Annotated in this window: 21 protein-coding genes; 7 read left to right on the top strand and 14 right to left on the bottom strand. The window is 48.9% G+C overall.

What is annotated here, in order from left to right; all coding sequences use genetic code 11:
• Positions 1-17: 17 nt before the first annotated feature.
• Complete coding sequence (locus ACKKE8_RS02740) at positions 18-974, bottom strand: hypothetical protein (protein WP_409176822.1); 957 nt, start codon at positions 972-974, stop codon at positions 18-20.
• A 254-nt stretch (positions 975-1,228) separates the two neighbouring features.
• Here ACKKE8_RS02740 and ACKKE8_RS02735 point away from each other — a divergent pair, with 254 nt between their 5' ends.
• The 3 genes from ACKKE8_RS02735 to ACKKE8_RS02725 are packed head-to-tail and all read left to right on the top strand — an operon-like array spanning position 1,229 to position 4,740.
• On the top strand, positions 1,229-2,590 hold the full coding sequence (locus ACKKE8_RS02735) for a VCBS repeat-containing protein (RefSeq protein WP_409176821.1): 1,362 nt from the start codon (positions 1,229-1,231) through the stop codon (positions 2,588-2,590).
• A 40-nt stretch (positions 2,591-2,630) separates the two neighbouring features.
• On the top strand, positions 2,631-3,338 hold the full coding sequence (locus tag ACKKE8_RS02730; RefSeq protein WP_409176820.1) for a response regulator transcription factor: 708 nt from the start codon (positions 2,631-2,633) through the stop codon (positions 3,336-3,338).
• A complete protein-coding gene (locus ACKKE8_RS02725) occupies positions 3,325-4,740 on the top strand; it encodes an ATP-binding protein (protein ID WP_409176819.1) in 1,416 nt (471 codons plus the stop codon). The genes ACKKE8_RS02730 and ACKKE8_RS02725 overlap by 14 nt, the downstream gene beginning before the upstream one ends.
• 41 nt (positions 4,741-4,781) lie before the next feature.
• Here ACKKE8_RS02725 and ACKKE8_RS02720 read toward each other — a convergent pair whose 3' ends face one another.
• Positions 4,782-5,414 carry a nitroreductase family protein gene (locus ACKKE8_RS02720; protein ID WP_409176818.1) on the bottom strand — a complete coding sequence of 211 codons (633 nt, stop codon included), beginning with the start codon at positions 5,412-5,414 and terminating at the stop codon, positions 4,782-4,784.
• 127 nt (positions 5,415-5,541) lie between these two features.
• Here ACKKE8_RS02720 and ACKKE8_RS02715 point away from each other — a divergent pair, with 127 nt between their 5' ends.
• Positions 5,542-6,297, top strand: coding sequence for an SDR family NAD(P)-dependent oxidoreductase (locus tag ACKKE8_RS02715; protein ID WP_409176817.1), 756 nt, complete (start codon positions 5,542-5,544; stop codon positions 6,295-6,297).
• 223 nt (positions 6,298-6,520) lie between these two features.
• Here ACKKE8_RS02715 and ACKKE8_RS02710 read toward each other — a convergent pair whose 3' ends face one another.
• The 5 genes from ACKKE8_RS02710 to ACKKE8_RS02690 form a co-directional block, all read right to left on the bottom strand.
• The gene (locus ACKKE8_RS02710) at positions 6,521-8,194 is read right to left on the bottom strand and encodes a b(o/a)3-type cytochrome-c oxidase subunit 1 (RefSeq protein WP_409176816.1); all 1,674 of its coding nucleotides are present in this window, start codon (positions 8,192-8,194) and stop codon (positions 6,521-6,523) included.
• Positions 8,195-8,209: 15 nt separating this feature from the next.
• Positions 8,210-8,677: a cytochrome c oxidase subunit II gene (locus ACKKE8_RS02705; protein WP_007726119.1), complete on the bottom strand. Its 468-nt coding sequence runs from the start codon at positions 8,675-8,677 to the stop codon at positions 8,210-8,212.
• 24 nt (positions 8,678-8,701) lie between these two features.
• Positions 8,702-8,869, bottom strand: a complete 168-nt coding sequence (locus ACKKE8_RS02700) for a cytochrome c oxidase subunit 2A (protein ID WP_088910416.1) — start codon at positions 8,867-8,869, stop codon at positions 8,702-8,704.
• Between the two features lie 296 nt (positions 8,870-9,165).
• The gene (locus tag ACKKE8_RS02695) at positions 9,166-9,822 is read right to left on the bottom strand and encodes a response regulator (RefSeq protein ID WP_409176815.1); all 657 of its coding nucleotides are present in this window, start codon (positions 9,820-9,822) and stop codon (positions 9,166-9,168) included.
• Positions 9,797-10,867, bottom strand: coding sequence for a histidine kinase (locus ACKKE8_RS02690; RefSeq protein WP_409176814.1), 1,071 nt, complete (start codon positions 10,865-10,867; stop codon positions 9,797-9,799). The genes ACKKE8_RS02695 and ACKKE8_RS02690 overlap by 26 nt, the downstream gene beginning before the upstream one ends.
• A gap of 161 nt (positions 10,868-11,028) precedes the next feature.
• Between ACKKE8_RS02690 and ACKKE8_RS02685 the strand changes: the two genes are divergently transcribed.
• Positions 11,029-11,544 (top strand): GNAT family N-acetyltransferase, encoded by a 516-nt coding sequence (locus ACKKE8_RS02685; RefSeq protein WP_409176813.1) that lies wholly within the window; start codon positions 11,029-11,031, stop codon positions 11,542-11,544.
• Positions 11,545-11,592: 48 nt separating this feature from the next.
• On the opposite strand, the gene ACKKE8_RS02680 is transcribed toward ACKKE8_RS02685, so the two are convergent.
• The 4 genes from ACKKE8_RS02680 to ytaF form a co-directional block, all read right to left on the bottom strand.
• Positions 11,593-12,567, bottom strand: a complete 975-nt coding sequence (locus ACKKE8_RS02680) for a copper amine oxidase N-terminal domain-containing protein (protein WP_409176812.1) — start codon at positions 12,565-12,567, stop codon at positions 11,593-11,595.
• 126 nt (positions 12,568-12,693) lie between these two features.
• Positions 12,694-13,395, bottom strand: coding sequence for a sporulation protein YunB (gene yunB / locus ACKKE8_RS02675; RefSeq protein WP_409176811.1), 702 nt, complete (start codon positions 13,393-13,395; stop codon positions 12,694-12,696).
• A gap of 30 nt (positions 13,396-13,425) precedes the next feature.
• Positions 13,426-16,230, bottom strand: a complete 2,805-nt coding sequence (locus tag ACKKE8_RS02670; protein ID WP_409176810.1) for a calcium-translocating P-type ATPase, SERCA-type — start codon at positions 16,228-16,230, stop codon at positions 13,426-13,428.
• Positions 16,231-16,342: 112 nt separating this feature from the next.
• Positions 16,343-17,035, bottom strand: coding sequence for a sporulation membrane protein YtaF (gene ytaF / locus ACKKE8_RS02665; protein WP_409176809.1), 693 nt, complete (start codon positions 17,033-17,035; stop codon positions 16,343-16,345).
• 166 nt (positions 17,036-17,201) lie between these two features.
• Between ytaF and ACKKE8_RS02660 the strand changes: the two genes are divergently transcribed.
• Both ACKKE8_RS02660 and ACKKE8_RS02655 read left to right on the top strand, forming a co-directional pair.
• Entirely contained in the window at positions 17,202-17,792 is a 591-nt protein-coding gene (locus ACKKE8_RS02660; RefSeq protein ID WP_409176808.1) for a TetR/AcrR family transcriptional regulator, read from the top strand.
• 19 nt (positions 17,793-17,811) lie between these two features.
• Positions 17,812-18,441: an HXXEE domain-containing protein gene (locus ACKKE8_RS02655; RefSeq protein ID WP_409176807.1), complete on the top strand. Its 630-nt coding sequence runs from the start codon at positions 17,812-17,814 to the stop codon at positions 18,439-18,441.
• A gap of 61 nt (positions 18,442-18,502) precedes the next feature.
• Here the strand turns inward: ACKKE8_RS02655 and ACKKE8_RS02650 are convergent, their stop codons facing one another.
• The 3 genes from ACKKE8_RS02650 to ACKKE8_RS02640 all read right to left on the bottom strand — a co-directional run bounded on the left by ACKKE8_RS02650 (position 18,503) and on the right by ACKKE8_RS02640 (position 22,150).
• Positions 18,503-20,155, bottom strand: a complete 1,653-nt coding sequence (locus ACKKE8_RS02650) for a DUF4179 domain-containing protein (protein WP_409176806.1) — start codon at positions 20,153-20,155, stop codon at positions 18,503-18,505.
• On the bottom strand, positions 20,136-20,702 hold the full coding sequence (locus ACKKE8_RS02645; RefSeq protein ID WP_409176805.1) for an RNA polymerase sigma factor: 567 nt from the start codon (positions 20,700-20,702) through the stop codon (positions 20,136-20,138). The genes ACKKE8_RS02650 and ACKKE8_RS02645 overlap by 20 nt, the downstream gene beginning before the upstream one ends.
• Before the next feature lie 122 nt (positions 20,703-20,824).
• The gene (locus ACKKE8_RS02640) at positions 20,825-22,150 is read right to left on the bottom strand and encodes a DUF4179 domain-containing protein (RefSeq protein ID WP_409176804.1); all 1,326 of its coding nucleotides are present in this window, start codon (positions 22,148-22,150) and stop codon (positions 20,825-20,827) included.
• Between the last annotated feature and the right edge of the window lie 152 nt (positions 22,151-22,302).

The following is a 22,302-nucleotide window of genomic DNA, read 5'->3' as shown; positions in this document are numbered from 1 at the left end:
CCTCCACGCCTACTCCACTATTGTTTTTTGGCCTTATTCATCCCAACCGCTTCCCCATAAACCCCAATGACTGGCTGGTACGCCTGACGATCATTTAATTTCCCCTGCTCGACGACTGGCTGCGGGCGATTTTCTTTCCACGTAATCTGACTGTACACATGACCTGTTGCAGTCGGCATCGTGACGAGGATGTCTTTTACCTGATCGGCATTGCCATCTGTGATGGCGAGCTTCGGAAGAATACCGCTGTCCCGTTTTCCTACAGAGATAAACGTCTGCTGATTATCCTTCCCTTCGCGAACCACGACACGCAGGTTATGGGCCGTCTGATTCATCGATACGCCCATCTTATCGCCTACAAGCAAAATAAGATCCTTGATGTTGTCTCCGGTCACATCTGCATACTTCGAATCAAGGACAAAGGTACTATCGCTGCTCATACTGAAGCCGCTATTGATCGTCACATCTGGCGACGGCATATTGTCCCAGTCTGCTTTTTGAACCGTTACCTGTAAAAGTTGCGGCTGTTTATTGACGATGTTCCACACACTGGTCGCTACTGCCAAGCGATCCTCCGTATTCAGCCCCCACAAGGTTTGCTTGCCCATATAACGCAGGTTGCCTTTCGCATCCCGAAATGGCACCAGCTCCACCAGCTTTTGCGTATATCCATTGGTTTCCTTTTGCAGCTTTCCATTGGCATGATAAATCCCTTGCCTCACGTACGTAGCCTTATTGTCCGATATATCTACTGTACTCGTCGCTTTTGTTTTTGCATTCGTTACTTTTGCCACAAATCCATCGACAAATTGTATGGTGAACGGGATATTTTGCTCTGGTTGCAATAAGACTACCGGCGCGTACGCTTGCGATTGGGTGCCACTTGCTTGAACCGGGTCAGCCCCAATGCCCGAAGCCATGAGAACCGCGCCGCTGCAAAGAACTGCCGCCATCGTTTTGTGCCATGCTTTCATCCTATTCTCCTCCTTCGTATAGATAACATCCAACTCCTATCCTACATTTTTAAACGAATTTGGTAGGTCAATTGTTGCTAGTAAAATGTTCCCTGTTCTCTCGCACTTTTTTCCTGTATAAGGAAGCATAGGACACGTTCCACTCGTTTGAAAAAGCTCAAATACGGGTTTTTTTACCGTTTTGCAACAAATTTGCGGGATGGGCAAGCTACAATATAGTCAAATGGATGCAGCAACAGAAAGGAACATTTGAAATGAAAAAGGCTTGGCTCGTTACGACAGCACTCTGCGCCTCGCTTGTTAGCGGTTGCGGACTCACAGATACACCCAATGAATTGATGCGCGCCCCGTCAGCAGACGGCGATCAAAAATCAATCAATCAGGCCGTCATGCAATTTTTGCCGGCTGGGTCACAATTATCTGTTCCTCTTCATCCCGCAGAAGCAAGTGCCGTCTCCCTACAGGATCTAAACGGAGATGGTGTTGCGGAGGTCGTCGCTTTTTACAAAACCGAAAAAACCGATTACGAAATCGGTGTGCTCGTGCTTACCCAAAAACAAGGAAACTGGGAAAAGCTCTCCTCCTTTACTGGTGTCGGCAGCGAATTGGACTACGTCTCCTTTCAAGATCTCACAGGTGACAAAATCCCGGAAATGCTGATTGGGATGGGGGGCGGCGAAGATTTGAACAAAGAGCTCTCTGTTTATTCGCTAGCCAATCATATGACCCAGGAATTGATGAAACAGCCCTATTCCGTCATGGCAGTAGGCGATTTAACAGGAGATGATCAATCCGATCTCGCTCTCGTTGTACTTGATAAAAATAACTTCACAGCCAAAGCCGAGCTGTATGGGGCGGCGAACGGCACAATCGCCAAACAGACTGAGGTAGCCCTTGACGGATATGTTAATGGTTACTATCAGGCTGTCATCGGAAAAGCATCGCCAACCCGCAACGGACTATTCATTGATGCTGGATTAGGTGCTCACTCTGCTTCCACTGAACTACTCCTCTGGGACAATGGACAACTGTCCAACCCTTTGGCAAAAATAGAAGGAGAGATGGACCCGACCTTCAAGCCATATTCTTTGGAAAGTGAAGATATCAACGGTGATGGCATCATCGAGATCGGCACGAAGATACAACCCGCTGGGACAGAGGATATGGCCATGGCGGAAATCCCCTGGATCTCCTCCTACTTACAATGGGACGGAAAAACGGGCTTGAAACACATCGAAGATCATTATCAAAATTACACACAAGGCGTTGACCTCAAGATTCCGGCAAAATGGGGCGAAAAATACACTATTTCCATCAACCATGATACGAATCCACTTCTAGTCCGATTCCAATATTTCAGTGCAAATGGGAAAAATAAGGCAGATTTACTAACGCTGCAAAGCATTCCACAAAACGAATGGGTCAAATTTGAAAGCGGATTGAAGCAAAAACAAGTTCCCTACATTTTGCTGAAGGAAGAGGGCAAACAAGTCTTGATCGCCATTTTACCGCAAACAACACCTACCCTTGGAAAGGCTGCTCTCGCGGAATACCGATCGATGCAGCTTACCGCAGAGGAGGTTCGTCAGCTCTACAAACCGATGACGAACCGGTAATAAAGTGAAATAGTAAATCCTTATCAAGGAGATTTGCCCTATGAAGGTTCTATTACTGGAAGACGAGAAATCCATCCGGGATTTTGTGCGCATCAATCTCAAACGCGAGGGCTATGAGGTAATCGAGGCAGGCACTGGAGAAGAGGCACTTGAGCTCGCAGATCAACAATCGGACATCGTCATTGCGATTCTCGACGTCATGCTTCCCGGCATTGATGGCTTCGAAGTATGCGGGCATCTGCGAAAAAAATATCCGCGCCTCGGGATCATTATGTTGACGGCTAAAAGCCAGGAGCTGGACAAAGTCATGGGTCTCGAATTCGGAGCAGACGATTACGTATCCAAGCCGTTTAGCCCCGCTGAACTGTTGGCCCGTGTCAAAGCGTTGCATCGCAGATTGACACCTATTCCAGAGGCTGAGGACAAAAATGAAATTAACATTGCCCCCTTCACGCTTTTGCTCGATGAACGCAAGCTGATTCGGGTGGAACAAGAAATTGACCTCACGCCAAAAGAATTTGCCATCATCAAATTACTCGCAGAAAATGCGAACAAAGCCATTAGTCGCGACGAGATATTGACAGCCGTTTGGGGTCAATTTTTTGTCGGGGACTTAAAAATCGTTGATGTGAATATCCGCCGAATCCGGCAAAAAATCGAGGACGATCCGGCTCATCCAGCTTTCCTGGAGACAGTCTGGGGGTATGGCTACTTGTGGCGAAAGGACGTCCCAGATGAAAGGCATTAAGAGCAGGCTCGTTCTTCATTTCGGCCTGATCCTCCTTTTGATCGTACTGCTTTTGGAAGGACTGTTTTACTGGGCCGTTCATACATATTACATAGGGACTGCGACCGAAGCATTAGTGACCCGCAGCACGACCTTCACCAATTTTATTAACAAGTACGCCACTGGCTACAGGTTAAAAGACAAAGCACGCTATATTTTGGAGAATGTTTCGAATCAGGAGTACGCCAAAATTGAGGTGTTGGACCCAGGGGGAAAAGTCATTCTCAACTCCTACGGCTTTCAGACCAGCGAGATCATCAATACCCCTGACGTCATGGATGCCGTCAAAGGGCAAAGCGGTCTGTACATCGGGAAAAGTCCACAGTCGCGGGAGCGTGTCATCGCGGTGTCCAATCCGCTTACGTACAGCGGAGAATTTGTAGGCGTTCTGCGGTACACGATCTCCGCTGAACCGCTCTATCAAGCTGTAAATCGCATTGCCTTGTACGGGGCTGGCGTTGGGACAGGCGTAGTCGTCCTTGCTTTTGCGCTCAGCCTGCTCATGGCAAAACGAATTGTCGACCCTATCGAAGATTTAACGAATGCGGCCAAACAAATGGCGGAAGGAAATTTCGCTGTCCGCGCGCCAAAACGATTCGATGATGAGGTAGGAACCCTCGCGGACACTTTCAATTACATGGCAGCGGAGATCGGAAAAAACGAAAAGCTGAAAAATGACTTCATCTCCTCTGTCTCCCATGAGCTGCGTACCCCACTTACCTCGATTAAAGGATGGGGCGAAACGATCATTTCGGGAGGTCTGGAAGAGCCTGAAGAGACGATGCTCGGTCTGGAAGTCATCTCCAAGGAGACAGATCGTTTGATTGGGCTCGTCGAGGAATTGCTCGATTTCTCGAAGTTTCAATCCGGTGAGATGAAATTGTCTCGCGAACACATGGATGTCCGGGAGCTTCTCCATGATTTGCATCTTCAATTTTCCGTACGTGCCAATGCCAAACAAATCGAGTTGAAGCTAGAGACTCCCCCTACCCCACTCATGGTTATGGGAGACACGAATCGGCTGAAGCAAGTATTTGTGAATCTATTGGACAACGCGTTGAAATTTACGCCACAAAACGGCTCGATTGTCATCGCAGCTTCCTTGTCAGGCGATCGGCTCCTTGTCACTGTCACGGATACTGGTGAAGGCATTAACCCGGAAGACCTGCCGCATGTCACAGAAAAGTTTTTCAAGGGACGCTCCAAGCTCTCCGGCAGTGGTCTGGGACTGGCGATCTGCAAAGAGATCATTCAACTCCATGCCGGGCGGTTTTCAGTCAGTAGCGCCCTTGGTCAAGGAACATCGATTATGGTGGATTTACCGTTGTTGGCGAATCAAAAAAACTCACCCTTGCCGCATTAGTATGAGGCATGGATGAGTTTTTTTGCTGTTGGAACACGATATTAGAAGCTGTTTTGAATAACCAGCTCTTCCAGGCCAAAACGGGAAGTTGAATAAGCTTGCACGCTTGCTTTCCCCAAAGTCAGCATCAGTGTTGGCAAATAGCGAGAAGGGATGTTCAACTCTTTAATAAGCGCATCACGGTTGTAGCCACCCATCGGGCACGTGTCGTATCCTTTTGCTTTTGCCGCCAACATGAGCTGCATCGCTGCATAGGACGAATTACGGATTGCTTCATCACGCGCGATTTCCGGGTTGTTATTGTAAGCCCCTTCGATTTGCGCGATCATAGTCTCACGCACTTGCTCTGTAACGTATCCTTTCGCCAATGCTTCATCATAAACAGGGCGAGCAGACTTGTAAGCCTCCAGATCGCCAAGAATGATGATGGTAGCGTAAGCATCCACTACCTGCTGCTGATTGTATGCGATTGGGAGCAGTTTCTCTTTGATAGCAGGATCAGTCACGACGAGAAAACGCCAATGCTGCAAATTCCAGGACGATGGCGCACTTGCCGCAAGACGCAGAATTTCGTTCAACTCGCCTTGTGGAATTTTTTCATTCGGATCGTATTTACGCACGCTGTGACGGGCTTCCATTACCTGTTCAGCGGTAATTTTCAGTTCTCTATTCATGGTTGAATCTCCTCCATACTGTATAGTACGCTGTTTAAAAGATACTACTTACCTTATTATCGTTACAAACATTTTGCAAGCAATTTTTACATTTTGCTTCATACCCTATTATTTGGAGGCACTCTCGATGAAATACACGGATAACATTGTCATCGTCACTGGCGGTGGCCAAGGTATCGGACGGGCTGTCGCCACCATGTATGCTGCCGAAGGAGCACATGTCGTCATCGCCGAGTACAATCGCGCTGCGGGAGAAGAAACGGCCTCGCTAATCAACACAACAGAAGCAGTGAAAGGCACAGCACACTTCGAGCACATCGACGTCAGCGTGCCAGCGCAGATCGAACAATTGATGAGAACCGTTGATGAACGCTGGGGGCGGCTCGATGTTTTGATCAACAACGCGGGCTTGTCCGTATGGGAATCTCCGTATGAACTGACCGTCGAAGCGTGGGACCATATCTTGAACACGAATTTGCGCAGTGTCTTTCTAGCGGCGAGAGAAGCAGCCAAAATCATGCGTCGCCATGGCGGAGGCGCTATCCTTAATCTTTGTTCGACGCGGGCGCATATGTCCGAGCCACATTCAGAGGCGTACGCGGCTTCTAAAGGAGGCATTTTATCATTAACACATGCGCTTGGTGTCTCACTCGGCCCCGATGGAATTCGTGTCAACGCGATCTCTCCTGGCTGGATTGAACACCGCGATTATGCCGCTCTTCGTCCCGGGGATCATGCCCAACATCCGGCAGGTCGCGTAGGTACACCCGATGATATTGCCCGTGCGTGCCTATTTTTGACGCAAAAGGACAACGATTTCATTACGGGTACTGAGCTGATTGTAGATGGCGGTATGACCCGCAAGATGATATACGAGCCTTAAGCTAAACCAATGCCCTCCCTCTTGAATATGTTGTGCTAACAAGAGAAAAAGGAGGAGTTGTATGCCATTTGAAGAGGAAGACCTCAGAATTCTCGCCCTATGGCTTTTGGCATTTGGGTATCTGATTCTTGCCTTTACCGAATTGGCAGCGCTAGAGTTTTTTTAAAAAAGAAGGGCCGCTCGCTTCCAAACGGAATGAGCGGCTTTTTTTGTACGTATCGTCTTACCAAGTCACAAAAGGTGGCGAGCCTGGTGCCTGGTGCTGAATTTGTTCCAAAATCGGATAACCATACGCGAGAATGATCAGGAAGGCAACGAGTCCGATCCATACAGGCCAACGCTCCAAAATTTTTGGAACCTCTTGCGTTGTCTCTGTCTCAGCAATCGGATATTCTGTATTCCCTTTTGGTGCGTAGAACGTCAGGTACAGCAAGATCACGATCAAGAGAATCGCAGATACGAACAGCAGTCCGCCACCAAACGCCATTACACGTTGATAATCCATCCAGCCCAAAGCTAACGGATGATCCATATACGTCGTGTAATCTGTGCGGCGCGGAGCCCCTTGCAAGCCCATTGCGTGCATGGCGAGCGACATCAGGAACATTCCTACTGCCCAGAATACCGTTTGCACCATTCCCATGCGATTCGCAGTCTTGGTCAGCTGCCGTCCAGTCAATGCTGGAATCAGCCAGAAGCTGACACCGAAGAAAGTGAGCGCAACAGCAGCTCCTACCGTGATGTGGAAGTGACCGGTAACCCAAATCGTATTGTGCACAACCGCGTTAATTTGGTTACTTGCGTTAATAATTCCCCCAGCTCCGCCAGGAATGAAGAATAGCATCCCTACAAATGGAGCAAAGAAACGTACGTCTGTCCAAGGCAGTTTTTTGAACCAACCAAAGAGTCCGACTCCGCCTTTTTTACGTCCAGTCGTTTCAAAGATGGCAAACATCGAAAATGCTGTCATCAAAGATGGGATTACAACAATCAGTGTCAGTGTAACGTGGATCATTTTCCATGCTGGTGAGATTCCCGGCTCCATCAATTGGTGGTGGAACCCGACAGGAATCGAGAACAACAGCAGGCAGATAAAAGCGAGTCGACTGAGCGAATCACTGAAAACGTGACCGCCAATGATTCTTGGTAAACATACATACCACGCCATATAAGCAGGCAATAGCCAGAAATAAACGAGCGGATGACCGAAAAACCAGAACAGCGTACGGCTGAGCATGACATTAATCGTTGGAACCAGCCCAAGCGACCATGGGATAAGCTGGAACAGAACCTCAGCTGCTACAGGAATCGTCGCAGTAATCCACAGGATGTAAGTAGTGACCCCCATGTAGAGGAACAGCGGAGACGTTTTCCCTTTATTTTCGCGTTTCCATTTGCGATAGCTGGCAAAAACCCCGAATCCCGCCAGCCAGCTGCCTACTACGAGCAAGGCAGAACCAATGTAAAAGTACGGAGATGCTTTCAGTGGTGCGTAGAACGTATAAAGGACAGAGGCTTCATTCAGCAGAATGGTGACAACAGCCATCAATGTCCCTACCGTCATGAGAATCCAGCCGGCCCATCCAAATTTCAGAGCGGCTCCGTGCAAGGAACCACCTGTTGTGCGGGCGACTCCTGAGAAAATAAATCCGACGATGAAGTACGTGGTAAAAATAAGTGCCATCAACACGCCATGGGCGGTCAAAATTTGATAGTAATTTGTCCAGCTCGGCAGTTCCATGATTCCACCACGAACCATGCCCTGTACCATCCCTGCCACAGCTGCCAATCCGAATGCAATATAAGCTACCCACACATAGGCCAAACTAAGACTTGCCGCAGAACGCTGAACCGGAACATGGGGGATAGTATCGTCGATCTTCCGTGCGATTACCATAGGATTCACCTACCTTTATTTCACAATAATCGTGGTCGCCATTACCTGATGACCTGCGCCACAGTATTCGTTACAAAGGATCAAATACTCGCCTGGCTCGTCAAACGTGTGTGTCGCCGAGCTGATGTGTCCAGGCAGAACCATGAAGTTGATGTTGGTCTCTGGAATCTGGAATCCGTGAATAACGTCTGGACTCGTGACGTGGAAATTCACCGTTGCGCCAACTGGTATTTCCATCTTGGTCGGAGCGAAGCCGAACGCAAATGCTGTCATGTAAGCGTCATATTCGTTGTCTCCTACCTGTTTCAAGCCTGGTTTATCAAAAGGAGGCGTCTCCGTAACCTTCTCCGGATCAATCATTTCCATATTACTTGGCGGAGCCATCCCCATGGCAAACGCATTGACGCACAACAATACAATAAATAAGGCCAAACCACCTGCGCCAAGCATCAACCAGATTTTTTCATATCGATGCAAATGCATAAGTACCCTCCTTTACTTCCCTTATTACGCCCTATCTAGGAAAAGCCCGAATACACCCAACCAACCGACTAGAATGATACCGCCAACGATCAGAACCGCGACAAACGTTCCCTTCAAGTCTTCCTGGTCCGTTTGCAGCTTGCTGGATTTTGATTTCTTTCCTTTCGCCGCTTTGTCTACTTGCGTCTCCATCGCGCTCTTCTCCTTTCCACGTGCCTTATAGGCCCTGTGTACTATTCACGCCTTCATTCTACCGCTGGAACCCCATGGAAGTAATTCGGGGAAATCCCCTAAAATGTTCCGGGAAACCCCTGATTTCGACCGTTTTATGACCGTTTTTGGTCACAGGTTCGACACAAAAAAAGACGCCCCCGTATTGGGATCGTCCTTGGACCTTGTTGTAGCCTCGACAAAAAAATGACCGCTCTTGAGCTAGCAGGCACCTGAGCGGTCATAACCCGTTTTAAATTCTGCTGAGTCGATCGCCCTTACTCAAAATCAAGCCAGCCCTTCTTAATCGCATACCGCACCAAATCAGGGCGGGTACGCAGGTGGAGCTTTTCCATAATATGCGCTTTATGTGATTCTACCGTCTTGACGGAAACAGTGAGCCGCTCGGCAATTTCCTTGTTGCTGAAGCCCTTTGCAATCAAGACCAGCACTTCTTTTTCCCGATCAGTCAGGATATCGTACTTGGCCTGCTCCTCACCGTTCTTGACCATTTGCAGAAATTCCTCGATCAGAGATTTCGTCGCGGATGGATACAAATAGGCCATGCCCTGATTGACCGAACGGATCGCCGTGATCAAATCGAGGTCAGGGGCGCTTTTTAAAATATAGCCGGCAGCACCGGCTTGCAGTACCCGAAACAAGTATTCCTCGTCATCATGCATCGTAAGCACGAGCACCTGAATGTCGGGTGCCGTTTCCTTCAGCCGTGCTGTTGCCGTCAAGCCGTTTTCCCCAGGCGGCATGCTCAAATCCATCAGGACGACGTTAGGCCGGACTTCCCATGCTTTTTCACATGCCTCTTTTCCGTCAGCTGCATAACCGACGACTTCCATGTCCTCTTGGGCGTTGATCAGCATCCCCAGCCCAGAGCGTACAATCGCATGATCATCAGCGATCAAGACGCGAATGGTCATCCTCTACCCCCTCCTTCGACACCGGAATTCGGACGATCACCGTCGTTCCTTCCTCGGGTGCGGAGCGAATATCAACGGTACCACCAAGCAGCTGGGCACGCTCCTTCATGCCAAACACCCCGAGACCTTTGCCGATTTTCAATGTTTTCTCTACTTCAAACCCTACACCGTCATCCACAATCGTGACGACAATTTCCTTCTCCCTATTCTCGAACATGATTCCCAGATGGCTCGCCTTTGCGTATTTTGCCGTATTGGTCATGGCTTCCTGTACAATCCGGTATAACGCTGTTTCCATCGCAGCGGAGTATCTGCGTTTCTCCCCCTGAACATGCAGCTCCACCTGGATATGAAACGTCTTTTCCACCCGTTTCATCAACGAACGTAATGCAGGCAGTAAACCGAGATCATCCAGTGCAGACGGACGCAGCTCCAGCGCCATGCGCTTCACTTCCTCCATCGCCTTGGAAGTCATATTCACCAATTCCGATACATGCTGCATAACCGGCTCGCTCAATTCTCGTTGTCTGACTACGTTTAGTCCCACTAAAATACTATAAAGCGCTTGCCCTACGCCATCATGCAGTTCCCGGGCGATGCGCTTTCGTTCTTCTTCTTGTGCTTGGATCGCAAAATTCGTCAGTTTGTACTGGTAGCGCTCTTTTTCCACTCGCTGTTGCGCAGACATATCACGCAAAATCATGACCAGCTTCCCCTGCGATTCATCCTCTAGTCTCGCAGAGCTGGCAGCGACAGGGTAATCCACACCCGATTTCGTTCGGAGCCTCATCTCGAATGAAGGCATTTGCACGCGCTTAAAAAAGCAATCCGTGCAGCTCGTTTCTTCCATACACGTTGCCATTCCGAGACACAGCTCGCAAATATGTTTATCTCGAATCAGCTCTTCTTCTGTCCAGCCCGTCATCTGCTCCAACGCAGCATTGGCCCTTACGATTCGTCCCTCATTATCAATTACCAGGATCGCATCGCTAGCGTTGGCAAAGATGGACTGCATCAGGGAAAGCACTTCACTCGACGTACCCATGCGCTCCTCCTTTTGAGACAATCATTCTAACGTTATTGTAAAGTTTCCATAAAAGAAAGTGTATCAGGGAATTCCCTTATCATCATTCGAATTGACATTTTATAAAATTAGAATATCATCTAATTAGATTAATATCAAACTCGTTGAAAGGAGCTTTTGACATGCCAAGCACTACTCCCTTCCCATCCGATAGCGCTCGATTGATTTTTCAGCCCGTCACGAAATACGATTTCCCCGAGCTGCTGACGGTGTACAATTCAAACCCCGATTATATGGAGTTTGCCTTTGGACAACAGGTCGTCACTCTACAGACAGTAGCAGATGACCATCAAGATAATCTGGCGTTTGCGGACTCCTATAGCTTTTCGATAAGAGAAGGACACGGTACCGAGATCATCGGGATCGCCCAGTTCATTTTGCGTAATCCGCGAGATGGCCACCCTTGGCTCGGCCTCATCATGCTGCACAGCGCCTACCAGCGTCACGGTTACGCTAGAGAATTCCTAGATACGTTAATCGCCTGGTACCGGGAAAACGGCTACACCTCTCTGCATCTGGCCGTTTTGGAGAAGAATAGCCGGGTCGTGTCTTTTTACGAGAAATACGGTTTTGTTGTCTACGAGGAAAAAGAGACGGAAAAGCTCGGCCGCGTCATGTGTATGAAATACACGATCTAGCCATGGACGCAAAAAAACGGGACAGCAAATGCCATCCCGTTCTTTCTCTTACTCTACTACGATTTTTTCAGCAGTGCCGATAGGCGGCAGGCTCTTTGTCATCATTGGGCCATAGAAGGCAACTACTTGCATATCTTCTTTCAGATCTGCTGGGGAGAGAACTTTGTTGTCTCGCGCATTGATGATCACCGTTTTCTCGGTAATGTTCAGGTTGATTTTTTCTTGGGAGGTTTCGGTAATACCACGACCCTCTACGAGCATTTTGTAGTTGCCATCCTTGTCAGATGAGATGCTCGCAACTTTTCCCGCTGTTCCCAGGATGTCCTGAGTCTCCAGGCCGCCTTTTACCGTGATGCTGAGCACACTCGTTTGTGGCGGCAAGCTCATCGCCATGAATTTTTCGGTAGTAGCATCTACAGCCATACCCAGCTTCAAGTCTTCTGGCTTCAGTACTTTACCTGCTTCATCCGTAATTTTCGTATCTTCCGTCAGGTGCAGGATGATGCCAGACTCATAGATGTTCAGTGTAACCGAGTATCCTTTGTCGGATTTGCTGATGTTGGTAATTGTACCTGTACGCATAGGAGCGATTTCGTCTTCTACTACAGTCACTGCATCATCGGTTACATTCACTTCTGCTTGCAGGATTTCGTCTACGAATTTAACTGGCACATATGTACTGCCATTCAGTACACGCGGCTCTGCTCCCAATGTTTTGTACATTTTTGCGAAAGGATAGCGATCCTCTCCTTCTTTGGCGTAGCTGGTGATCGCGCCTCTTTGCACTTCTGCTGCTTTTTCCTTGTCGTTCCAGCTTACTTTGAAGCCGAGGGCTTCAGCAACGGGACGAAGTGGAACCAGTACGGTTTGTTGACCTTTATCGAAGATCGCATCTTGTGCGATTGCTTGACCGTTAATGTTAACGGAAAGTTCTTTTACTGGTTCGGAGGTTGCAGATACCACGCTAGTTCCCAAAACGGCCAGTGCCGCGATTGTCATCATGCCTGTACGGATTGTTTTCATGTTGTTTACGCCTCCAATGTTCTTGCTTGTTTTTGTGTGTCTCTATTCATTGGACGGCACCCTTTCAGAAACGTTTCAAAAAAATTTTCATAGATGTGTAAATCGTTCGCGTGTAAGCGAAAAACATCACGGCTGGCTTGGGATTTGGTTATTTTGTGGCATCGGCACATCGGGCTTGCCTGACGGGTTGTCATACAAATAAGTCGGTACCTTGCCGACGATCAGGGCTTCGGAGACCGGGATTTGTGTGGTGACCGTCTGTTGCTTGGTCGCAAACGGGATAATGACCCGCAAATCGACTTCGACGTGAATGTAGACAGTCACCAGCACCATATTGATTCCGGCTTGCTTCAGGCCTGTTTCCAGCTTCGTTTTGACGGCTCCAATCGGAACGAACGACACTGGAATATCAGGCCCAAAGTGCTCCAGAAAGACGTTTTTGGTAGCCAAGCCTAGTGGTATGGTTGTCCGGACGTGCTCCTGCTCGAATTCCTTCAAGCGATTTTGAATACGGGCTGTCGTTTCCCCCACAATCCGGGAGTACTCTTTGAAATTAAAATTCACCGCTTTGATGCTGCCATTCTCGTCTTTCTCCATGATGACAACTTCGTTAACGTCGAGACCCTGCTGGGACATGCGTTTGGTGACTGCATCGGTAATAGCGAGCTTGGCGACCTGCTCTGCCTTGGCCTGGGCTATCAACATCAGCGTCGGCTCTACCCTGCGTTCCACAACGATAAACAAAACGATCAATACTACAATGATCAGCAGGATCCCAGCGAAAATTCTCCTTCTACGTCTTTTCCATCCTCCCCTTCTCAAGCGCACGATGGCTCCCTCTCCCCTTTGACGACTCGGTTAGTCAGGACGAACCGTACGCATAGCTGGGCGTTTTTCTTTGCTTGTGCGCTGTCTGCCGCTGGTAAGCACCCCACCGATTCCCGCGACAAACGTAGGAACTCCCGCCGCGACTAAAATTAATGCCCAATCGCGCAGATTTAAATCGGTTGTTTTGAAGATCGGCTGGAGTGCCTCCATGTATACAACACCGATCACGAGCACGATCGACGAAAGCACGGCCCAGACGAGGTATTTGTTTTCAAAAACATTGCGGTGAAAAACGCTGTATTGACTCCGGCAATCGAAAACGTGAATCAGCTGCGCCATAACCAACGTGACGAAAGCTACAGTTTGGGCATGCACCAAGTCATTCGGATTCTCTTTGAGAGTCAGCCAGAACGCGAGCAATGTCATGACCCCGATGAGGAAACCACGGCTGATAATTTTCCAGCCCAACCCCCGGCTGAATATGTTCTCTGCCTTGTTGCGCGGCTGTTGATACATCGTATCTTTCTCCGCCTGATCGACGCCGAGCGCCATTGCTGGTAAGCCATCCGTCACGAGATTGACCCACAGGATCTGGATCGGCACCAAAGGTAAAGGAAGCCCGAGGAGCATTGCAAAAAACATGACGAGAATCTCGCCTACGTTGGACGCCAGCAAATAACGAATGAATTTTCGAATGTTGTCATAGATATTGCGCCCTTCCTCGACGGCGGCGACAATCGTAGCGAAGTTATCATCGCGCAGCACGAGGTCTGCCGCTTCCTTCGTCACATCCGTACCGGTAATCCCCATCGCGATCCCAATGTCTGAGGTCTTGATCGCAGGAGCATCATTGACACCGTCTCCCGTCATGGCAACAACATGTCCTTGGCTTTGCAGGGCACGGACGATCCGCAGCTTGTGCTCAGGAGACACACGGGCATAGACAGTCACTCGCTCCGCATATTCTGCGAGCTGCTCATCTGACATGCCATCCAGCTCCCGTCCCTCCAATACTTCTCCGTAGCCACGCATCAAACCAATCTGCCGGGCGATTGCTTCTGCTGTCACCTTGTGGTCGCCTGTAATCATGACCGTCTTGATTCCTGCTTGATGGCACAGATTGATCGCGGGACGCACCTCTTCACGCGGTGGATCGATCATCCCGGCCAATCCGACAAAGACGAGGTTGTTTTCCAGGGTGCCGATCGGCTGTCCTGGGCGATAGCCTTGCAGCGTCTTATAGGCGAAGCCCAGTACGCGCAGCGCTTTGCCTGCCATCCGTTCCGTTTGCTCCAGTACTTGGTGGCGAAGCGTCGCGGAGAGTGGAATAAGCTCTCCCTTCCACAAAATGTGCGTCGATCTCGCCAGCAATGCCTCCGCCGCTCCTTTGGTCAGCAGGGAATACACTCCGTCCGTCCCCTTTTCGACGACCGACATCATTTTGCGGTCAGAATCAAAAGGGAGCTCCTCCACACGCTCTCCCTGATTCTTCTGGTTGCTACGCTCTGTATTGCCACCCAATGCCTTTGCGGCAAGCACCTTGAGAGCACCTTCTGTCGGGTCACCTACGACTTGCCAAAAGCGTGACGTCTTGCCCATTCCGAGCAGATTGCGTGTGCTTTGCTCCTCGCATGTCAAACGGGCGTTGTTGCATCGGTCTGCGATTCGGATCATTTGCGAGAGCGCTCCGTCACGGGCGGGAGATACCATTTTCCCTAGATAGTGAAAGGCTCCCTCTGGTGCGTAGCCGCTGCCGCTCACTTCATACGTGGAATCGCTGTGCCACACTTGGGTAACGGTCATTTTATTTTGAGTCAGGGTCCCTGTTTTATCAGAGCAAATGACAGAGGCGCAGCCCAATGTCTCGACCGATGGGAGCTTGCGTACGATCGCATTGCGCCGGATCATACGCTGGACGCCAAGCGCTAGCGCGACAGTCACAATCGCGGGCAAGCCTTCCGGAATCGCCGCCACTGCGAGACTCACCCCCGCAAGGAACATCGTAAACAGCTCATGACCATGCCAGACACCAGCAGCGATAACCACAATCGTCAACAGCAGTGCGACGACCACGAGAATTTTGCCCATTTGCTCCAATCGCAGCTGCAAAGGGGTTTCTGCTTCTTCCGCTGTATTCATCAAGTGCGCGATTTTCCCGATTTCCGTGCTCATCCCTGTCGCTACGACAATGCCGCTCCCTGTTCCTCCGGTCACCATCGTGCCCATGAACGCGAGATTTTTTTGGTCCCCAAGCGGTACAGTAGAAGCCTGGGCTGTCTCTAGTCTTTTCACGTTTTTTCCGACGGGGACAGACTCCCCTGTCAACGCCGACTCCTCCACCTCCAGCCGATTGGCCGAAAGCAAACGCAAATCTGCGGGAACACGATCCCCGGCCTCCAATTGCACCAGATCACCAGGTACCAGCCGCGAAGCCGGTATCATGGAAATGTGCCCACCCCGGATGACGCGCGCCATCGGGGATGCCAGCTCCTTTAGCGCTTGCAAGGATCGCTCAGCCTTGGCCTCCTGAATAAAACCGAGGATGCCGTTAATGAGGATGATCGCGATAATCGCAATCGCATCCAGGTACTCTCCGAGGAAGTACGAGATCAGAGTTGCGATGAACAGGATGAGTACCATAAAATCCTTGAACTGATCAACAAAGACCGAGTAGAGAGGCTTTCGCTTTTGTTCAGCCAACTGGTTGGCACCTTGTTTAGCCAGTCGCCGCTCCGCCTCCTGCTGAGTCAACCCTTGCGCAGCATCACTATGAAGGGCTTCGGTCACGTCGGCCGCCGCCAGCGTGTACCATTTTCGAATTGGCTGTGTATCCACCTACATCTCCTCCATCCACTTCTCACTCATTTTCATGTGTATGCAGACGAGCTAGAAAATAAAACAACCCGTCCATTTATCTGGACGGGTTCGATATTTTTGATATAAATAACTACTTCAAGCTTTTGGCTACACCAATGCAAATCAACAAAATCGGAGGCAGCCAGGTGAGTCGCGTCAACCAGCTCGCTTTTCCTGCGCGCCTACCGAGGGCAATTCCTACCACAAGAAGCAAGGCACTCATCAACGCGATACAGAGAGCGACGAGCAGTGGCGAGTATCCCAAAAACGTAAGGCTGATGCCTGCACCGAAAGCATCTAAAGACAGAGCAAGCCCCAGCATGACGGCCTCCCAGCCCATAATATGCCCAGAACGGTCAGCATCGGCTTTGGACGGATCTTTTAAAATCTGGATCATGACACCAAAAATGCGGAACTGCGACAATAATACGATGGGTTCCTGCTCTTCCTGTTTTTCTGCGGCTACAACGGCGTTGCTGCTCGCAGCAGTAGACTCCTGAGCCTCTGTCCCCGACCGTGTCGCAATGAGCCGCCACAGCGTAAACAAACCCATGAGGATCAAGACCGCGGCACCAATATACTTGCCAATCTCGGGTGTTAACCATTCGGTGAGGGATGAGCCTACGAGCATGACACCATAGACAACAGCAAACGAACAACCGGAAACGACGACGAGCGACAAAAAGGGCATTCTCATGTTCCGTAAACCATACGTCAATCCTACACTGACACTGTCCATGCTGATGGCCAGGGAAACGAGCAGGAGTGCGAGCCATCCGCTCATATGTGGTCACCTCTTTCCCATTGCCTATTAGGTATACGCGAAAAGCTCAGCGGATGTGCCAACGAATCATTGCCATCCCAGATGGAAAGTGCTACCATTAAATTAAACAATGTTTAAAACGTTGTTTAATAGAAACGTTTTGCTTCCAATAAAAAGGAGGTTGGTCATGTCACAGGTAGATAAAAACAGCGAAACGAAGGCGAAAATTTTGCAATCGACACTGGATTTGATCAAGATGGAGGGCTTCGAGAGTGTGACGGTGCGGAAAATCGCAGCCGATTCCGGTACTAACGTAGCTTTGGTTAACTACTATTTCGGTTCCAAGGATAGGCTCATCAATGAAGCCCTCAGTGCTTTTCTAAGCAGCTTTACAACTACATTTGATATCTTGGATGACACATCTCTGCTTCCCCAAGAACGACTCAAGCAGTTTTTAATGAGCTACGTGCAGATCATCAACCAATATCCCGAGCTGGTTTCGCGAATCTTCTCACTTGGTGGCGCTGTATTTACCTCGCAATATGAGTACGGTCAATTTCTCAAACGCATCGGGTTTGTGAAGATGGAGGGAGTTTTGAAGGAAATGACCCACGAAGAAGACCATGAGGTTCTCATGATGATGATCATGCAGCTGTTTGGAGCGATTTTTCTGCCAGCCTTGCTCAAGTCGATATTGTCTACAGGCGCTGGTATCCAGGTAGCTTCCGTAGAACAACAGATTGATTTGTTATTCGCACGCTATTTTCACGAAAAATAGGAAATAGGGGGAGAGACAAATGGGCTTTTTGCGAAAATATTGGTCTGACCTTGGTGTGTTGGTGGCAGTCGGCGTAGGGCTGTATCTTATGCTGCAATGGAGTACCATTCCTGCTATCGAGCGGCTGTTGTGGCTAAGCTTCATCGCTATCCTTGTTCATCAGTATGAAGAGTACCGTTGGCCGGGATATTTTGCCGGACTGTTTAATGGTTTGATTTTCAAAAGCAGCCATCCAGAACGATACCCGCTGAATCCACAGTCTGCGATGATCATCAACCTCGTCATTGCCTATGTCTTTTATCTGGTTCCCCTCTTATTCCCGACGGTCATCTGGCTCGGCTTAGCACCAATTCTCATGGGCTTCTTCCAGTTTATCTGGCATGGAATTTTTGCGAATCTGAAAGCAAAAACCTTCTACAATCCGGGTTTGTTCGCCGTTATCCTTTTCCACATCCCGATCGGGGTATGGTATATCCGGCACATCATCTCCACTGGCATGGTAACCACATCAGACTGGATCATTGGGACGGGCTACTTCATCGTTGCGGTGTACATTCTCATTGTGAAGGGGAATATGTGGCTAAAGGACGAAAATTCCCGTTATACCTTTACTCGTCAACAGTTGGGGCCTTACGTACACAAATCATAAAAAAACTAGCTCCTGTAATGAAAAAGAAGAGGCCACTGTCGGCCTCTTCCTTTTCTTTGAACTATTTGATTTCAAAAGGTACTTCCCACTTCACGTCATGTTCCACCGTATATTCAGGATAGGAAATGGTAAGCTTTTTCGGTGCTTGCTCCAATTTCGGAATGACCAGCTCGCCTTTGACCAGTACGCGTCCATCTTTGTCTCTAGTGCTTTCTGGTCTCAATGTCGCATAGTAAATCTTCCCATTTTCATCTTTTACATACCAATATTTGATGGAGACCATGTCTTTTCCTAGTGTACCCTCTACAGTTATCACAGCCTCACCTTTTTCTTCCCCGCTAGCAGGTGTCCACGAAAAGGAGGAGAATGTAAACGAACTGCCTGTCTCATCCTTGAAAGTCGCTGCCTTCTTGTTTAAGTCTTCTGGAATGAGGTCGAATTTGGGAGAAGCCAGTTTGTTCTCATAAACTTTTTGGAGCTGAAACTTTAACTTTTGTTCACCCTGTAGCGGGCCAAATGTATGCCACCACTTCATGATATCGCCTTCTTGTTTACTGGACAGCCCAGAGACGTAAAGAACATTCTTCTTTTTCGCGATTCCTTCATCTAATACAAACATATCCCGAGCTGCCACGACCTCACCTTTTTCGTTGGTAATTTCGTACGCGATATCACCCCCTGATAAAGTAGGTTCGACTTTTTTGTTTGTGATGTGGACTCCTCCCGGATGATCCTTATCATACATGAGCACTGCCCGTTCAAACTCTACGTAGGCTGATTTTGGAACCGTTGAATCCAGCATAACCCGTGTCGCACTTGGGGAGAATTCGATTTGTTTCAGTTTAAGCTCAAGCCCTTGTGGTGATTGATACACGGCGTCTTTGAACGCAACCGTCTTGGTCGCTTCTTTCGCTTTCTTCATATCGACCGGAATTTCCAAGTCCCACTTCCCTGTCTTGCCTTCGATGTCTGTTGGTACAATTTTCAAGGTCAGTTGTTCAGGAGTAGCCTCCGCCGATTCGAAAATATCGTTCAAGCCCACCTCAGTGATGAAAAACTGTCCATGATTATCCCCAGACTCCTCTCTTCCATCCTCCGCCAACCAATCTTTTCCGTTCGAATCAATTAACTGAAACTTCATAAAGTGGTCTTCTATCTGCTTTCCATTCTGGTCGTACATATCATAGATGACCGCAATCCGCATCGAGTCAGCCATCAGTTCTTTTGCTTCGAAAGTAATCCCTTGATCGGTTACCTTCTGCTCCAGCTTTTGGACAAGGCCTTTATTAACAGCATTTTTCATACCGCTATCCGCATCCTTTTCAATCTGGAACAAGCTATTCACATAGTTGGCAAACGTCGGTGAAACGACCGTTCCTGTCACCACCAACGCGGTAAGTCCTGCTACTACCAGTCCTGTCTTCTTCACAATATCCCAGCCCCTTTGTCTTCTGGTTCGGGAGGAGCGCTTTCGTGCCGTACGTACGGGAACCTCTTCGAACAGTTTACTCATGACCTCGTCCGTAAACGTATCGGGTACAGGAACTTCCGGATAGGCGGAGAATTCCTCTTCCAGCATGTGATCTACCCACTCTTGCAGCTTGATTTGACATTGTGGGCATTCTACTGCATGCTGCTCCAGTCCTTTGCTTTCGGCAGGGGAGAGCTCGCCATTTGTATAGAGCTTCCATTGATTAAACATGAAGCATGTCATAAACATCTCCCCCTCCCATTGTTTTCGTCAGGCTTTTCTTCATCTCTTTACGAGCACGGAACAAGCGCATTTGAACAGCACTCTCCGTAAGAGACAGTCGCTCGCTGATTTCCCGATACGACAGACGCTGCAAGTAATGCAGGACGAACACCTCACGATACTCCTCATCCAGCAGCATGATGCTGCGCTCCAGCTGGGCGTCCCGCTCCTTTTTTAACAGGGCGGTCTCTGGTGTCTCTGGATCAACGATCTGTTCCTCCACGATTGCAGTCTGCTCCGTCCTTTTGCGTCTCCGCATTTCATCGAGACAATAATTGCTCGCGATTCGATACAGCCATGAAGAAAACTTGTGCTCAGGCCGATAGTCTTTCAATAGGTAAAAGGTTTTGGTAAACACGTCTTGAGCCAAATCCTGTGCGTCAGGCATGTTACCGATCATTTTGTACAAGTAGGTAACGATCTTGCCCTTGTACCTGTCGATAATCTGACTGTACAGCTGATGATTGCCCGCCAGGATTTGCTCGATCAATTCCCGATCGTCCGGCATTTTTACTACTCCTCCATCTATCACCGATCAGCCTTTGGGGAATGCTGCGCAGCTTCCGATTTGGTTGATTCACAACTAATACGAACGGGCTGGAAAATCCTTTCTCCTTATTTTTAAAAATCTTATTTTCCTGTCAAAAGAGGTACCGCAAAGCTCACATCGCGATGCTCCTTCAACATACTGTCAAACGTGATCGTCATTTGCTTCGGCAAGGATTTCATCTCCTCGATTTCCAAATACCCGCTTACTTTCATCCGTCCATTTTGATTGGCGGATTCCTCGACATGGCATACCGTACTGTACTTTTTGCCCTTTTCGTCCGTCACGTACCATGTATCAAACGGGAAGATTCCCACAACTCCTTCCGCTAGCGTCCCCTCAAACTCGATGTTGTGGCGATCCTCTCCGCTGCCCTCCTTGTGAAACGTGAAGCGAGTCCCATTCTTTTCTGCTGTAACTGGCTTTGCTCCCACACTGGCAGGGTCCAGTTTTACGCTGAATCCTGGCTCTTCCTCTGTGTAAACAGCATGCAGCTTAAAGGTTAGACCATTCGATTCTTTCAGGTCGTGGAAGTAATGAAATTGTCGCAGCCCTTTTTCCACTGGAGCAGACTCGCGCCATTTCATCGTATTGATTACGTTTTTCTGAATGCTCTCATCATGGATAGCGACTGCAGAGTCCCATGCGCCAAGGACGACTCCCTTTTCATTGACAAGCTGATAGCTGAAGTCCTTGTTATTCGAATCAATCACCACTTCTGTTCCACTCGGTGCAAAGGTAATCTCTCGCAAATCGAACTGAAATCCTTTGGGAGAGGTATAGGACTGATTGACAGCCACTGTTTTCGTCGCAGCTTTTGCTTTTTTCAAGTTCACGGGTACCGACAGCTGCCAGTTGCCTTTGGTACTGCCCATCTTTTTCATGTAGAACTCTACGACCAGCTCGTCCGGCAGCTTGTTCCCATCGTCAAAATAGCTTCTGAGCTCGTGTTCAAACAGGATGTAATCGCCTATCTGGTTTGTTTTCCACGACACTTGATTGGGGGATGAGCTATGTAAAACCTTGCCCGCTTTATCCTTGATCGTGATTTCTTGATATTCATGGGTGGGGGAGTGGAAATTATCCCAATACACATCTGTTGCCTTGCCGTCTTTGTCTTTTACCCCGGCGATGATACTGATGCGCAGCGGGTCTGCCAGAACCTCTTTTGCTTCCAAGGTAAAGCCTTGATCGGTCACTTTCAGATCAAGCGGCTGGGCAAATCCATTTTGAGCGGCTTGCAAAATTCCAGGATCTCCAGCCTTTTGCGAGACAAACAAGCTAGTGTTCACAGACGGTGCTGCATTCACCACTGCTGCCGGACTACTTGTGAAAAACGACGGGGACACGAGGATTCCCGTTGATACAACGACTGCCAATGCTGCCACACATAATGCCATCTTTTTCATAACTGCTCCACTCCTTGTTTTCCTAGATTCACTCTATATTCACGAGAAACAATCGTTCGGTTCACGAGGAGCACGCAAAAAAAGAGCCCGACAGCCTGAACGAATCAGGATTACCGAGCTCACGTGCTATCGAATTGATTTCATAGATGGGA

This window comes from Brevibacillus fortis, from assembly GCF_046196545.1.
GTDB lineage: Bacteria > Bacillota > Bacilli > Brevibacillales > Brevibacillaceae > Brevibacillus > Brevibacillus fortis_A.
This window is presented reverse-complemented; position numbering and strand designations above follow the sequence as displayed.